The sequence below is a fragment of the Lelliottia sp. GFLA7 genome (assembly GCF_056490165.1).
Genome location: NZ_JBWLAQ010000002.1, coordinates 723407 through 738317 on the forward strand (window position 1 = coordinate 723407; position 14911 = coordinate 738317).

A 14911-nucleotide genomic window follows, 5' to 3' on the forward strand; every position below is an offset into this window, starting at 1 on the left:
GGGATATCCCCGCCTTTATTTCGTAAGACAGGACATCTATTCATGGCATATACCACCTTTTCACAGACGAAAAACGACCAGCTCAAAGAGCCGATGTTTTTTGGTCAGCCGGTCAACGTGGCACGCTACGATCAGCAAAAATATGACATTTTCGAAAAGCTGATCGAAAAGCAACTCTCCTTCTTCTGGCGTCCGGAAGAAGTAGACGTTTCTCGCGATCGTATCGATTTCCAGGCGTTGCCGGATCATGAAAAGCACATTTTCCTCAGCAACCTGAAGTACCAGACGCTGCTGGACTCCATTCAAGGCCGTAGCCCAAACGTGGCGCTGCTGCCGCTGATCTCGATTCCTGAACTGGAAACGTGGGTGGAAACCTGGGCGTTTTCCGAGACGATCCACTCGCGTTCTTACACCCATATCATCCGTAACATCGTTAACGATCCGGCGGTGGTGTTTGACGATATCGTCACCAACGAGCAGATCCAGAAACGCGCGGAAGGCATTTCCCACTATTACGATGAGCTGATCGAAATGACCAGCTACTGGCATCTGCTGGGTGAAGGCACGCATTCCGTTAACGGCAAAACCGTCACCGTGAATCTGCGCGCACTGAAAAAACAGCTGTACCTGTGCCTGATGAGCGTCAACGCGCTGGAAGCGATCCGCTTCTACGTCAGCTTTGCCTGCTCGTTTGCGTTTGCCGAGCGCAAACTGATGGAAGGTAACGCCAAAATCATTCGTCTAATCGCCCGTGACGAAGCGCTGCATCTGACCGGCACTCAGCACATGCTGAATCTGTTGCGCAGCGGCGTGGACGACCCGGAAATGGCAGAGATCGCCGAAGAGTGCAAACAGGAATGCTATGACTTGTTCGTGCTGGCCGCCCTGCAGGAAAAAGAGTGGGCAGAATACCTGTTCCGCGACGGCTCCATGATCGGCCTGAACAAAGATATTCTGTGCCAGTACATTGAGTACATCACCAACATCCGCATGCAGGCTGTAGGGCTTGAGCTGCCGTTCAAAACGCGCTCTAACCCGATTCCGTGGATCAACACCTGGCTGGTGTCCGATAACGTGCAGGTTGCGCCGCAGGAAGTGGAAGTGAGTTCTTATCTGGTCGGTCAGATTGATTCCGAAGTGAACACTGACGATCTGAGCAGCTTCGAGCTCTGATGAGCCGCGTAACGTTAAGCCTTTCCGGTACACAAGTGTTATGCCGGGAAGAACACCCTTCCCTGCTGGTGGCATTAGAGTCGCATCAGGTTGAAGTTGAGTACCAATGTCGTGCGGGTTATTGCGGATCATGCCGCTGTCGTTTAGTGGCAGGACAAGTGGACTGGCTAACGGAACCGCTGGCGTTTATCAACGAAGGGGAAATTTTGCCCTGCTGTTGCCGGGCAAAAGGCGATATCGAAATCGAAATGTAATGCCCGCTTTCGCGGGCATTTTTTTAGCCTCGTTTCTGCATCATTTCCGCATGATGACGTTTTTCGCCAATCATGACGACGATCAGCAACAATACCGCCATAATGCTGCCGCCAATCATCACCATAAAGCCGCCATCCCAGCCGAAGAAGTCGACCGTGTAACCCACGATGGCGCTCGCTGCAACCGAACCACCGAGATAACCGAACAGTCCGGTAAAGCCCGCGGCAGTCCCTGCGGCTTTTTTCGGCGCAAGTTCCAGCGCGTGCAGACCAATCAGCATCACCGGACCGTAAATCAGGAAGCCGATCACAATCATGCAGGCCATGTCCACGCCCGGATTTCCCGGAGGATTTAGCCAGTACACGATTGTGGCGATGGTCACCAGCGTCATAAAGAACACGCCCGTTGCACCACGGTTACCTCTGAACACTTTGTCCGACATCCAGCCGCAAATTAGCGTCCCTGGAATACCGGCGTATTCATACAGGAAATAGGCCCACGACGACTTATCCAGTGCGAAATGCTTCACTTCTTTCAGATAGGTCGGCGACCAGTCGAGGATGCCGTAACGCAGCAGATAAACAAACACGTTGGCGATAGCGATGTACCACAACAGTTTGTTGGGCAGGACGTACTTCATGAAGATCTGTTTTGCCGTCAGCTCTTCTTCATGCTGCTCGTTATAATCGTCCGGGTAGTCGTTTTTATACTCTTCAATCGGCGGAAGGCCGCACGATTGCGGGGTATCACGCATCAGAGCAAAAGCAATGATCGCAATAACGATAGCCCCAAAAGCAGGCATGTACAGCGCCGCTTTCCAGTCGTTAAACCACGCCATCCCCAGCAGGAACAGCAGCGGAGGAATACCACCCCCGACGTTATGCGCGCAGTTCCACACTGACACAATTCCGCCGCGTTCTTTCTGCGACCACCAGTGCACCATGGTACGCCCGCACGGCGGCCACCCCATTCCCTGGAACCAACCGCACAGGAACAGCAGAACAAACATGATGGCAATACTGGACGTTGCCCACGGCACAAAGCCCATAAACAACATCACCGCGGACGCGAGAATCAAACCCGCGGGCAAGAAGACGCGCGGGTTCGAGCGATCCGAAACGGACCCCATAATGAATTTGGAAAATCCATAGGCAATCGAAATGCCCGATAGCGCGAAACCTAAATCACCGCGTGAAAATCCTTGTTCAACCAGATACGGCATCGCCAGCGCAAAGTTCTTACGCACCAGATAGTAAGCGGCGTAGCCGAAGAAAATACCGAGGAAAATCTGCCAACGCAGGCGACGGTACAGCGGGTCGACTTCTGCCTCTGACACGCGCGCCTGATGCGGCGCAGGTTTGAAGATACTGAGCATTAGAGCCTCCGTGGCCATGTCATAAATTTTCGAGGTCGTGTGGCCCCCCGATTCCAGAGGCCGCGATGTTAAAAAATCACAGCGATTGTTACTGTGAATCAACGCACAGATTGTTACAGAAATATGACAACATGAGCAAATAAGCGCATGAGATCACGCTTTAGTTTCGTATTGCGCTCGATTATGTTCGAAATCAAACAAACTACACTATTAATGTGGCTGAATAGTAAAAAACGAACATGAGGGAAGATAATGACACTCCGCGATCCTCGTTATAGCGATGTGATTATCATCGGCGGCGGCGCAACAGGTGCTGGTATCGCACGAGACTGCGCCCTGCGCGGGCTAAAGGTTACGCTACTGGAACGTCATGATATCGCCACCGGTGCGACCGGGCGAAACCATGGCTTACTGCACAGCGGGGCGCGCTACGCGGTGACCGACAACGAGTCCGCCCGCGAGTGCATCGCAGAAAACCAAATTCTCAAACGCATCGCCCGTCACTGCATTGAGCCTACCGACGGCCTGTTTATTACCCTGCCCGAAGACGATCTCGCGTTTCAGCAGACCTTCGTCCATGCCTGCACCGAAGCGGGTATTCGCGCCGAAATGCTCGATCCTGCGCTCGCCAGACGTCTTGAACCTTCGGTGAATCCCGCGCTCATTGGCGCAGTGAAAGTGCCCGATGGAACCGTCGATCCGTTCCGCCTGACCGCCGCCAACATGCTTGACGCGCGCGAGCATGGCGCAATCGTTCTGACGGCGCATGAAGTCACCGGTCTTATCCGCGAGGGTGATACCGTGCGGGGTGTGCGCGTCTATGACACGCTTTACGGCGAACATAGCGAGCTGTATGCCGACGTGGTGGTCAACGCCGCCGGAATTTGGGGTCAGCTCATCGCAGAATATGCCGACCTCTCCATCCGCATGTTCCCGGCCAAAGGCTCGCTGCTGATCCTCGATCACCGCATCAACAGTCACGTCATTAACCGCTGCCGCAAGCCGTCCGACGCAGACATTCTGGTGCCTGGCGATACCATTTCGCTGATTGGTACCACATCCATGCACATCGACTATAACGATATCGACTGCAACCGCGTCACTGCCGAAGAGGTGGATACCCTGCTGCGTGAAGGCGAAAAACTGGCTCCGATCATGGCGCAAACGCGCATTCTTCGCGCGTATGCCGGCGTACGTCCGCTGGTAGCCAGCGATGATGACCCCACCGGGCGCAACGTCAGCCGTGGGATTGTCCTGATGGATCACGCCAAACGCGACGGAATGGAAGGTTTTATTACCATCACCGGCGGCAAATTGATGACTTATCGATTGATGGCCGAGTGGGCGACAGACGCCGTGTGCCAGAAGCTGGGCAACACGCAGCCCTGCTCCACGGCGCAACGCCCTCTGCCAGGCTCGCAGGAATCCAGCGAAAAAACGCTGCAAAAAATTATCTCGCTCCCCGCACCACTGCGCGGTTCGGCCCTCTACCGGCATGGCGATCGCACGCCAGCCTGGCTCGGCCAGAGCCGTCTCAGCCGCAGCCTGGTGTGCGAATGCGAAGCCGTAACGGCGGGCGAAGTGCAATATGCGGTTGAAAATCTGACGGTCAATAATCTGCTCGATTTACGTCGCCGGACTCGAGTCGGCATGGGGACCTGTCAGGGAGAACTGTGCGCGTGTCGCGCTGCCGGGCTTTTGCAGCGCTTCAACGTCACCACATCAGCACAATCGCTCGCGCAGTTGAGCGAGTTTCTCAACGAACGCTGGAAAGGCGTGCAGCCTGTCGCCTGGGGCGATGCGCTGCGCGAAAGCGAATTCACCCGCTGGGTATACCAGGGATTATGCGGACTGGAAAAGGAGCAGCACGATGAAGTTTGATACGGTGATTATCGGCGGCGGTCTGGCAGGGATCCTGTGCGGGCTTAAGCTTACGCAGCGCGGTCTGCGATGTGCGATTGTCAGTCGTGGCCAAAGCGCTCTGCATTTTTCTTCCGGATCGCTGGATTTGCTGGGCGCGCTTCCTGACAGCTCCGCGGTAGACACACCGTTAATGGCATTGCAAAACCCGGATGCATTGCCCGCAGAGCATCCCTACCGGCTAGTGGGCACGGACAACATCGCGCGTCTTGCCGATGAGACTGAAACGTTGCTCGCCACGTGCGGGCCGCGACTGCGCGGCCATGCGCGTCAAAATCATCAGCGCGTCACCCCGCTCGGCATGCTGCGTCCGGCGTGGCTCAGCCCTGAAGAGGTTCCCGTCGCCCCGATTCAATCGCAGCGCGTATGTGTGGTCGGTATTAGCGGTTTTCTGGATTTTCAGGCACATCTTGCCGCCGCATCGCTGCGTAATCAGGGCATCAGCGCCGATACCGCAGAAATAGAGTTGCCGGAACTGGACGTGCTGCGCGATAACGCCAGCGAGTTTCGCGCGGTGAATATCGCCCGTTTTCTTGATAACGATGACAAATGGCCGCTGCTGTTCGACGCCTTACAGCCGCTCAGCCAGGATTGTGATGCGCTGTACATGCCGGCCTGTTTTGGTTTGGCGGATAATCGCCTCTGGCGTTGGCTGTCAGACCGGCTAGCGTGCGCACTCTATTTATTGCCGACCCTTCCGCCTTCGGTGCCGGGCATACGCCTGCACAATCAACTCCAGCGCCAGTTTATTGCCCAGGGCGGCGTCTGGATGGCCGGAGATGAAGTCAAAAAAGTGACGCTCGACAACGGCGTCGTGAGTGCCCTTTGGACGCGAAATCATGGCGATATCCCGCTACGTCCGCGGTTTGTGGTGCTGGCGAGCGGCAGTTTTTTCAGCAACGGCCTTATCAGCACACGCGAAGGAATACGCGAAGCCGTGCTGGGTCTGGATGTGCGGCAAAATACCTCCCGAGCGGACTGGTATCAAAGCGATTTCTTCGCTCCGCAGCCGTGGCAGCAGTTTGGCGTCATCACAGACAACACCCTACGGCCGCAGCTTTCCGGCTCGCCCGTCGATAATCTTTACGCTATCGGTTCCGTGCTGGGCGGTTTTGATCCCATCGCACTGGGCTGCGGTGGCGGCGTGTGCGCTATCACCGCCCTGTATGCCGCAGAACAGATTTGCCAGCGTGCAGGAGGCGAGCAATGAACGACACCCGTTTTGAAAGCTGCATTAAGTGCACCGTGTGTACCACGGTTTGCCCGGTCAGCAGCGTGAATCCGCATTATCCTGGCCCGAAACAGGCGGGACCAGATGGCGAGCGCCTGCGTCTGAAAGATGGCGCTTTGTACGATGAGGCGCTGAAATACTGTATCAACTGCAAACGTTGCGAAGTCGCGTGTCCTTCCGATGTCAAAATCGGTGACATCATTCAGCGTGCGCGAGCGCAATACAGCAAACAGACGCCAAAACTGCGCGATATCATTTTGAGCCACACGGACCTGATGGGCAGCGTTTCAACCCCATTTGCGCCACTGGTGAATGCAGCAACCTCACTGAAGCCAGTGCGTCAGCTGCTCGACGTGGCGCTTAAAATCGATCATCACCGCAGCCTGCCAAAATATTCACACGGCACCTTCCGCCGCTGGTACAAATCGGTCGCCGAGGCGCAGGCAACTTACGCCGATCAGGCGGCCTTTTTCCATGGCTGTTACGTGAACTATAACCACCCGCAGCTGGGCAAAGATCTGATCACGGTGTTAAACGCGATGGGCACCGGCGTACAGCTATTGAATAAAGAGAAGTGCTGCGGCGTGCCGCTGATCGCCAACGGCTTTACCAACAAAGCGCGTAAACAGGCGCAAAGCAACGTGTCGTCTCTTCGAGAAGCGATTGTCGGGAAAGGCATTCCGGTGCTTGCTACCTCGTCCACCTGTACCTTTACGTTGCGCGATGAGTACCCGCATGTGCTGGATGTGGACAACAGCGATCTGCGCGAGCACATTGAGCTGGCGACGCGTTTCCTGTGGCGCAAACTGGATAACGGCCAGACGCTGCCCTTGAAACCGTTGCCGCTGAAAGTGGTGTATCACACGCCCTGTCATATGGAAAAAATGGGCTGGTCGATCTACACGCTGGAATTGCTGAGGCTGATTCCGGGTCTTGAGCTGACGGTTCTGGATTCGCGCTGCTGCGGGATTGCGGGTACATACGGTTTTAAAAGCGAAAACTACCCGACGTCACAGGCGATTGGTGCGCCCCTGTTCCGCCAGATTGAAGAGAGCGGCGCAGACATCGTGGTGACCGACTGCGAAACCTGCAAATGGCAAATTGAGATGTCCACCAGCAAACGCTGCGAACATCCCATCTCTCTACTCGCCAAAGCGCTGGGGTGATCACTATCGGGGCCTTTTGGCCCCGATATTTTTACTCAATAAACAGCGTATCCACCACGTTAATCCAGCCATGTTCGCTGGCAACATCTTTGCCGTTCAACCAGCGGCGCAGCATGTTCAGCGCCATCATCGCGCACACTTCCTGACGCACCTGCAGACTGTGACGGGTTATGCTCATCTTGACCCGTAATGCGTGGGTTCCCTGCGGCGTCGCCAGCGCAAAATTAAGATGCTCATCTTCCAGCCCTGTCACTGCCAGCGCCAGTCCGGCGAAATGTTTCACCCGACGATCGGCCGCCCAGTGCGCGGTTTGCGCCAGCGTCTCTTCCTGCGAGGGCACCACTTCGCTCGCCAGCAAGGAGGCGTTTTCACGCGATAATTGTAAGGCTAGCAAACCACTGGTGAACTGCTCGCTGAGCGTCAGGCTCAGCTGGCGTTCATTCAGGCAACGGGCGATTTGCGCGGGTAACCCTTCGGTGCCTTCGAAAATCAGATTCTCACCCGCCACGCGCTGCACTTCAGGCCATGCCGCCAGCATCGCGGCTTTTTGCGTTGCCGGTCCGGTGAGCTTGAGCTCAATGATCGGCATCGAGGAGCGATAGCCCATCGACACGCCTTCGGGCAGCTTGAGATGATCGAGGCTTTGCGCCAGGTCGCTTTCTGAGCGGCCAAACGTCGTCAATCGCAGGCACAGCGGCGGCTCAGGCAGCGTAAAACGCTCGCGCAGACGCGGCAGGATCTCCTGCTCAACCATGACTTTAAATTCTGACGGAACGCCAGGCGTAAAGAACATCAGGCAGCGGTTGAGCTTGACAGCAAATCCACAGGCCGTACCGACCGGGTTGTCGATAAGCTCCGCGCTGGCAGGGATTTCGGCCTGCTTGCGGTTGCTCGGGGCCATTACTCTGCCACGATCGTTGAAAAAGCTTTCCATATGCGTGAGCCACGCTTCATGAAGCACCAGCCCTTCACCTTTTGCCGTTGCGGCAGCCAGCGCACTGAGATCGTCACTGGTTGGCCCGAGGCCGCCGTTGACGATCAACACGTCCGCATGTTCGCTCCGCTCGCGCAGAATGCTGACAAGATCATCAAGGCGATCGCCGACGGTATTGCGGCGCGTTAACGGTAATCCCTGCTCAAAGAAAAAATTGGCGAGCCAGGCCGCATTGGTATCGGTGATCTGTCCATGCAGCACTTCGTCGCCGGTGGATAACATTTCCACGTTTAGCATTGTGTTCTCCCACTTCTATGGTCAAAACACTATACCCTAAATCATTCGAGTTGCAGGATTCCGCGCACCGTTTACCTGAACGTGGCGCACCACCAACGTGAGGTATAACGGGTATTCGCGCAACCAGAGGTGAGGAAAAAAGAAGAGTGAAACAGGCGCGGCAGAATACCGCGCCAGAAAATCAGAAACCGGCGCTGACGCCAACGTACGGGCCATCAGCCAGTGCGTTGTCACGGTTGCCGTCTTTACCCGCCAGATTAAGATAACGATAACCTGCTTCGACGGTGATAGGACGCATGATTGTCCAGCGCGCACCGGCGTTGGCTTCTTCATAGCTGTCGATACCGCTGGAGAGGGAATCCGGAGAATAGTAGTACTCGCCGAACAGACCGAAGCTGTCGCCAATTTTCCACTGCAAACCGCCACCCACTGCCGCAGCGTAACCTTCGTCACCGTTGTTCGGGTTGGTATAGATCCCTTTACCGCCGACGGTTGCCAGGAAAGGCCCCAGAGGAATATTCAGACCCAGACCGAGACTTGCCGCATCGCCGTCGTCATCGTTGTGCGTCCAGTTGCCGGTCATCGCCAGACCGGAAGTCTCCGTTCCCAGACCAAAACCGAGATTGGTGTAATCTTTACCCGCCTGGCCGCTCACAGTAATGGCGTTTGCCGCCGCAGAAACAAAAAACAGGCCGCTAAGGCCCAATAATGCCACTTTTTTCATTGTCGTGATCCCACACAAATTTATCGTCAAATGTCCCAAACCGCGTGATTCTAACGCGAGTCTGTCAGGGATCAAGTGCTATGCGTGCGCAGGGATATTAGATTGTAACGATTTGAAACTTGACCGTTTACCTACGGTAAACAGGCGTCAAAGCGCGTCTCGGACGCAGGTTTAGCCTTTCAGAAAAGTATTAACCCATTGCTGTAACGCGCGTCGAGAAATTTTAATGCCCCCGTTTTTCAGCTCTGCGGGCAAAACCAGCCAGTGCAACGGCTGCTGGAAGCGAGCCAGCTTATCGCGCACCCACTCGGGAAAAGCGGTGATATCGGTGCCGGTTTCACACTCAACCACGGCGACAGGCCGTTGACCAAACTCAGCGTCGTCAAGCGGAACCACAAACACCTGATGGATAAGCGGATGCGCCCCGATAACGCGTTCGAGCTCTTCCGGCTGTATCCCTTCTCCCCCGCTAAAAAACAGGTTATCCATGCGCCCGAGAATCGTCAGAGACCCCTCGACAAGTTCACCGCGATCGCGGGTGGCAAACCAACCTTGTTCGTTAACCAGTGGGATGATGTTGTCATCACGCCAGTAGCCGCGAGCCATGCTCTGCGCTTTGAGCCAGATTTCACCGTCGACAATTTTGACTTCCCTTCCAGGAAGTGGACTACCAACATCCGGTTTCCCGTCAGCCTCTTTCGCGCAGACCGTCGACGCAAATTCGGTGAGACCGTAGCCACACCAGCAGCGAATACCTTGCGCTTTCGCCTTTTGCGTGAGTTCTACCGGGATTGCCGCGCCGCCGAGCAGGACAGCTTTGAGGGCGACAGGCTCAGAATGATTCAGTAAACGCCAAAGCTGCGTCGGCACCAGCGATGCATGCGTACAGCCCTGCAGCATCTGCTCAAGCGGTTGCTTATCACGCACGGTTAACCGCGCACCGGCAAACAGCCAGCGCCACAAAATCCCCTGCCCGGAGACATGGAACAGCGGCAGCGACAGCAGCCAGTCGTCCTGGGCGCCATAAGGCATCAACAACAACACCCCTTCCGCGCTGGCGAGATGCGCGGCAGGCGTATGGACGGCGGCTTTTGGCAACCCGGTTGAGCCGGAGGTGAGCGTCATCGAAGCCAGCCGTTCTGGCTGCCAGGCAACTGAATGGCTGCCCGGCACGTACTGCATGGCGAGAGGCATTAGCCCATCAAATTCGCCGTCCAGTACCAGCGCAAAACGCAGCGTCATTTGCGGGATCAGTACATTGAGGAGCGGGCGCGGAAGCTGCGGATTGACCGGTAAAATGCGCGCGCCGCATTGCAGTAGCGCAAGCCATGCCAGCAGCGTGGTGGGGTGATTTTGCGCCATCAGCATCACACCATCGCCTTCTTGAATGCCCTGCCGCTGGAATCCGTTCGCCAGAGCATCCACTCGCTGACAAAGCTGCTGCCAGCTCAGGATTTCCTGGTTTAGCCGCACGGCAGGCTTAGCCGGATGACGCGCGCACCAGTGCTTCCATGGCCAGTCGGTAAAACTCATAGCAGCGGCTCCAGCGCCTCAATATCCAGATACGGGAGCAGATTGCCAGGCCAACGACGCACCAGTTGCGTTTGCATCAGGTTAAGCGTGTCCAGTCCGGGGATAGTCTGCGGCGTCAGCCACGCGGCAATGCGCGCAAGCTGCGTCAGACCAAGACTGGATTCAATCGATGAACTGATCACCGCCGTCAAACCCAGCGCATGCGCAGCGGCAACCTGCTCACGCACTTTATCCAGGCTGCCCGTGAGCGTGGGTTTGATCACCAGCGCCGTCACGCCAGGTTCAGCGACAAATTCAAAACCCGCTTCGCGTAAACTTTCGTCCCACGCAATGGCGATCCCGGTTTCCTGTGCAAAAGCACGGGAATCATCACGGCTTTTGCACGGCTCTTCGAGAAACGCTATACGATCTCGATAATCGGGATTGACGTATTTCGCAAACTGCTGCGCTTTGAGCGGTGTCCAGGCGCGGTTGGCGTCCAGACGCAGGCGCAGATCCGGAATCGCCTCCAGCAGCAAATTGACCACCATCCCATCGCGTACCGCTTCGTACAGACCCACTTTTACTTTGGCGACTTTTTCACCCGGCATCGCTGCCAGCGATTCAAACAGCTCATCTGGATCGCCTGAACAGAGCGGCGCAGCGCGGTAATCCGCTGCCTCCGGTAAAGTGCCGTCAAGCTCAGCGAGCGCGCAGCTAATCCCGAAAGCGGCAGACGGAATAGCCGGCAATGCCGGTGATTCCCCTACCCGCCAGGCGTTGACCCACGCCAGCAGCGCCGCTTCGGCCTCAGCCAGCGATTCCAGACTGAAGCCCGGCAGAGGCGAAATCTCGCCCCAGCCATGACGGTCATCTTGCTGAAGATGGACAAACAAGCCGTCACGGGTTTTGAGCCGCCGATCGCGCAGCACCACACCCGCGTCCATAGGGATCTGCCAGCGGTAAACCTGCGCGCCGCGCATTACGGGTTACGCTTGTATTTGCTGAAGTCCGGCTGGCGTTTTTCATTAAACGCGTTGCGGCCTTCCTGACCCTCTTCTGTCATGTAGAACAGCATGGTCGCATTTCCGGCCAACTCCTGCAGACCCGCCTGACCATCGCAGTCAGCGTTCAGCGCCGCTTTCAGGCAACGCAGCGCCATTGGGCTGTTTTGCAGCATTTCACGACACCAGCGAACGGTCTCTTTTTCCAGATCGGCAATCGGCACAACGGTGTTAACCAGACCCATATCCAACGCTTCCTGCGCATTGTACTGACGGCACAGGAACCAGATTTCACGCGCTTTTTTCTGACCCACGATACGCGCCATATAGGATGCGCCCCAGCCGCCGTCGAAAGAACCCACTTTCGGGCCAGTCTGGCCGAAAACGGCGTTTTCAGCAGCAATGGTCAGGTCACACATCATGTGTAACACGTGACCGCCACCGATGGAGAAACCGGCCACCATCGCGACAACCGGTTTTGGACAGGTGCGGATCTGGCGCTGGAAGTCGAGCACGTTCAGGTGATGGGTGCCTGAATCATCCTGATATCCGCCGTAGTCGCCGCGAACTTTCTGATCGCCGCCAGCGCAGAAGGCTTTATCGCCCTCGCCGGTCAGGACGATGACGCCGATGTTGTCGTCGTAACGCGCGTCAGCCATTGCCTGAATCATCTCTTTAACGGTCAACGGACGAAATGCGTTACGCACCTGTGGACGATTAATGGTGATTTTGGCGATACCGTCGGCGGACTTGTGATAACGAATATCCGTGTAACCTTCGGAGCAGTCTTGCCATTCAACCGGTGCGTACAGCATTTGTTCATCAGGATAGATCATGGAATGTCCTTTATTCGAAGACGCAGTAACTGAGCCAAACATTCAGCAACCGCAGCGGGGTTTTCCCGGTGGGCGTTGTGTCCGGCATTGGGAATCACATGGCGTTGGGCAGTAAGTTCAGTCGCTATTGCGCCAAACTTATCGTCGTATTCGCCATACACATAATGGAATGGATAGTCGTGGGCGCGCAGAGCCGCTCGCAGATCGGGCTGCTGTGCAAGCGAGGTCGCCTGCAATATTGCGCCAAGCGCCGCGCCGTTATTTTGACTGCGCAGCGCGACCAGCGCGTCACGCTCGGTGTCATGTAAAGCAGCAAAAACCGGTTGCTGATACCAGGCGCTGAAGACATTTTCTAAGGGTTCGCGCCGGAAGCGCTCCGCCCACTGGGCGTCCGATTCTGCCCGCGATTTGCGGGTCGGTTCGTCATGCAATCCGGGGTGCCCGCCTTCAACGACCAGTCCAATTAATCCCGCGGGATGCTGACAAGCGTGAAACATCGCAATGCGGCCGCCGAGGGAGTATCCCACCAGCCAAAACTTAAGTATGTTGTAACTAACAAGCGTATCGGCGAGTAATTGGCTCACCTCGTCAAATCCGGCGACGGCAATATTTACGGAATCACCGTGTCCGGGCAAATCGAGATGCAACTGCGGATAATCGGGCAGTTGTGCACCCACATCCTGCCATTCCCGACTGTCTCCGGAAAAACCGTGCAGGAAAACCAGCCAGGGAAAGCCCGGTTTTCCTGCGCGCGTTTTACCGTTCAGGATCATAGATGGCTCACCTGCGCGAGGAGATGTTGCAGCTTTTGCGCCCCATCAGAATCATTCACCATCAGCTCAATGAGCGTGGTACCCGGCTGCCGCCAGGCGGTGCTCATGGCATCGTCCAGCTCTGACCAGCTTTGCGGGCGATGATATTTGAGGCTGAACATCGCTGCCGCGTGCTCGAACTGCACATTTTGCGGCATCAGGTAGAAACGTTCGCGCTCACTTTGCGGCGTTGGCAGCAGAGAGAAAATTTGTCCGCCGTTATTGTTGACCACAATCAGCACGAACGGTGCCGACGCCTGGCGCAGCAAGGCCAGCGCGTTGAGGTCATATAACGCGGAGAGATCACCAACAATCGCGAGTGTTGGTTTGGTGCTGGCGCGCTGAACGCCCGCGGCGGTGGAAATCAGCCCGTCGATACCGCTGGCACCACGGTTGCTGTAAACCGGATATCCGGCTGGGAGCTTTGAAAGCGCATCAATCAGGCGGACCACCAGGCTGTTTCCGACAAAGAGCTGACCCTGGTCGGGCAGATACTGACGAATCCGATGCGCCAGTTCCGCCTCGCCAAAACGCTCGCATTGCTGTGTGGTGAGGTCCCACGCCAGGCGAGAAAGCTCTGGGATATCCGTCGCCCAGGCTTGACGTTTTTCCGCTGGGTGATCTTCCAGCCAGTCGCCAATCGCACTGACCAGGCGACGCCCACGATGATGAGCCGGATCGAGCCGCCCTTCAAGCGAGTCAACCAGCCAGTACTCTTCCGGCTCGCAGGTGGATTGCCACTGCAACACGCGTTTTCCGGTGAGGCTTGAGCCTAATTGAATCACAATTTGCGCCCGTGCAAGTTCAGTAACCGCTTTTGCGTTGCCCAGCCATAAATCTGCGCACGGCAGCGGCTGGCCGGTTTGCGAAAGTACATCGCCAATCAGCGGCCAGCCCAGCGTTTTGGCCCATTCAGCGACCTGTTTACCCTCAGCGGCAGTCATACGCCCGGCGAGGATCATGCCGCGCTTCTGTCGCCAGTGGAACCAGTCGCGCTGCTGTCCGCTTTGCAGATGCGTTTGTGCTCGCAGCCACGGTTTGTCGCTTTGCCACCAGTCGCCAAGGGTTTGCTGCCATTCAACCCCGGTGTCGTTCAGCTCGCCATACAGCGGTTCAGCAAACGGGCAGTTGATGTGCAGCGCGCCGTGACGGAGTGCGCCCATGGCATGATCAAGCGTTGAAACCAACCAACTGGCAGGAATGTCCTGAGTGGGACGCGGCAACGAGAGCGCCTCAGCAGGGTGCGAGGCAAAAATACCGGGCTGACGAATCGCCTGATTGGCGCCGCAGTCGATCAGCTCAGGCGGTCGGTCTGCGGTGAGCAGCACCAGTTTTTCGCCCGTTAACCCCGCCTCAATCAGCGCTGGATAGAGATTCGCGACCGCCGTACCGGACGTGACAATGACCGCCACGGGCGCTTTGCTGACTTTCGCCAGCCCCAGAGCCAGATGGCCAAGGCCACGTTCATCAAAATGGGTGTGATGAATAAACGCGCGGTTTTCCGCCGCCGCAAGCGTCAGCGGCGTGGAGCGTGAGCCCGGTGCAATACACACATGCCTGACGCCATGGCGAGTCAGGGCTTCAAGAATGACCGCCGCCCAGCGTCGGTTAAAAGAACTTACTGACATGAAATTGTCCGGTATCAATATTAAGGCACAGTATAAATAATAGA

General features: G+C 56.5%; 13 protein-coding genes. 5 read left to right on the forward strand and 8 right to left on the reverse strand.

What is annotated here, in order from left to right:
* The first annotated feature begins 42 nt into the window (after positions 1-42).
* Entirely contained in the window at positions 43-1173 is a 1131-nt protein-coding gene (gene nrdB / locus AC07RN_RS08975) for a class Ia ribonucleoside-diphosphate reductase subunit beta (RefSeq protein WP_015959800.1), read from the forward strand.
* Positions 1173-1427 (forward strand): class I ribonucleotide reductase maintenance protein YfaE, encoded by a 255-nt coding sequence (yfaE, locus tag AC07RN_RS08980; protein ID WP_235133742.1) that lies wholly within the window; start codon positions 1173-1175, stop codon positions 1425-1427. The genes nrdB and yfaE overlap by 1 nt, the downstream gene beginning before the upstream one ends.
* A 23-nt stretch (positions 1428-1450) precedes the next feature.
* Here the strand turns inward: yfaE and glpT are convergent, their stop codons facing one another.
* Positions 1451-2803, reverse strand: coding sequence for a glycerol-3-phosphate transporter (gene glpT, locus AC07RN_RS08985; protein ID WP_015959802.1), 1353 nt, complete (start codon positions 2801-2803; stop codon positions 1451-1453).
* A gap of 252 nt (positions 2804-3055) precedes the next feature.
* On the opposite strand from glpT, the gene glpA reads away from it, so the two are divergent.
* Genes glpA through glpC form a run of 3 tightly spaced genes read left to right on the forward strand, consistent with a single transcriptional unit; the run spans position 3056 to position 7120 of the window.
* Positions 3056-4684 (forward strand): anaerobic glycerol-3-phosphate dehydrogenase subunit A, encoded by a 1629-nt coding sequence (gene glpA, locus AC07RN_RS08990; RefSeq protein WP_478336164.1) that lies wholly within the window; start codon positions 3056-3058, stop codon positions 4682-4684.
* Complete coding sequence (glpB, locus tag AC07RN_RS08995) at positions 4674-5933, forward strand: glycerol-3-phosphate dehydrogenase subunit GlpB (protein WP_478336165.1); 1260 nt, start codon at positions 4674-4676, stop codon at positions 5931-5933. The genes glpA and glpB overlap by 11 nt, the downstream gene beginning before the upstream one ends.
* Positions 5930-7120, forward strand: coding sequence for an anaerobic glycerol-3-phosphate dehydrogenase subunit GlpC (glpC, locus tag AC07RN_RS09000; RefSeq protein WP_186752551.1), 1191 nt, complete (start codon positions 5930-5932; stop codon positions 7118-7120). The genes glpB and glpC overlap by 4 nt, the downstream gene beginning before the upstream one ends.
* 31 nt (positions 7121-7151) lie before the next feature.
* Here the strand turns inward: glpC and AC07RN_RS09005 are convergent, their stop codons facing one another.
* The 7 genes from AC07RN_RS09005 to menD all read right to left on the reverse strand — a co-directional run bounded on the left by AC07RN_RS09005 (position 7152) and on the right by menD (position 14867).
* Positions 7152-8351 carry a nicotinamide mononucleotide deamidase-related protein YfaY gene (locus tag AC07RN_RS09005; protein ID WP_235133747.1) on the reverse strand — a complete coding sequence of 400 codons (1200 nt, stop codon included), beginning with the start codon at positions 8349-8351 and terminating at the stop codon, positions 7152-7154.
* Between the two features lie 181 nt (positions 8352-8532).
* Positions 8533-9075 (reverse strand): YfaZ family outer membrane protein, encoded by a 543-nt coding sequence (locus AC07RN_RS09010; RefSeq protein ID WP_015959807.1) that lies wholly within the window; start codon positions 9073-9075, stop codon positions 8533-8535.
* A 171-nt stretch (positions 9076-9246) separates the two neighbouring features.
* The gene (menE, locus tag AC07RN_RS09015) at positions 9247-10608 is read right to left on the reverse strand and encodes an o-succinylbenzoate--CoA ligase (protein ID WP_478336166.1); all 1362 of its coding nucleotides are present in this window, start codon (positions 10606-10608) and stop codon (positions 9247-9249) included.
* Positions 10605-11570, reverse strand: a complete 966-nt coding sequence (menC, locus tag AC07RN_RS09020) for an o-succinylbenzoate synthase (RefSeq protein WP_478336167.1) — start codon at positions 11568-11570, stop codon at positions 10605-10607. Before menC ends, menE begins: the two co-directional genes overlap by 4 nt.
* Positions 11570-12427 carry a 1,4-dihydroxy-2-naphthoyl-CoA synthase gene (menB, locus tag AC07RN_RS09025; protein WP_015959810.1) on the reverse strand — a complete coding sequence of 286 codons (858 nt, stop codon included), beginning with the start codon at positions 12425-12427 and terminating at the stop codon, positions 11570-11572. Before menB ends, menC begins: the two co-directional genes overlap by 1 nt.
* Positions 12424-13200, reverse strand: a complete 777-nt coding sequence (gene menH, locus AC07RN_RS09030; RefSeq protein ID WP_478336168.1) for a 2-succinyl-6-hydroxy-2,4-cyclohexadiene-1-carboxylate synthase — start codon at positions 13198-13200, stop codon at positions 12424-12426. Before menH ends, menB begins: the two co-directional genes overlap by 4 nt.
* A complete protein-coding gene (menD, locus tag AC07RN_RS09035) occupies positions 13197-14867 on the reverse strand; it encodes a 2-succinyl-5-enolpyruvyl-6-hydroxy-3-cyclohexene-1-carboxylic-acid synthase (RefSeq protein WP_478336169.1) in 1671 nt (556 codons plus the stop codon). The genes menH and menD overlap by 4 nt, the downstream gene beginning before the upstream one ends.
* Positions 14868-14911: the final 44 nt, after the last annotated feature.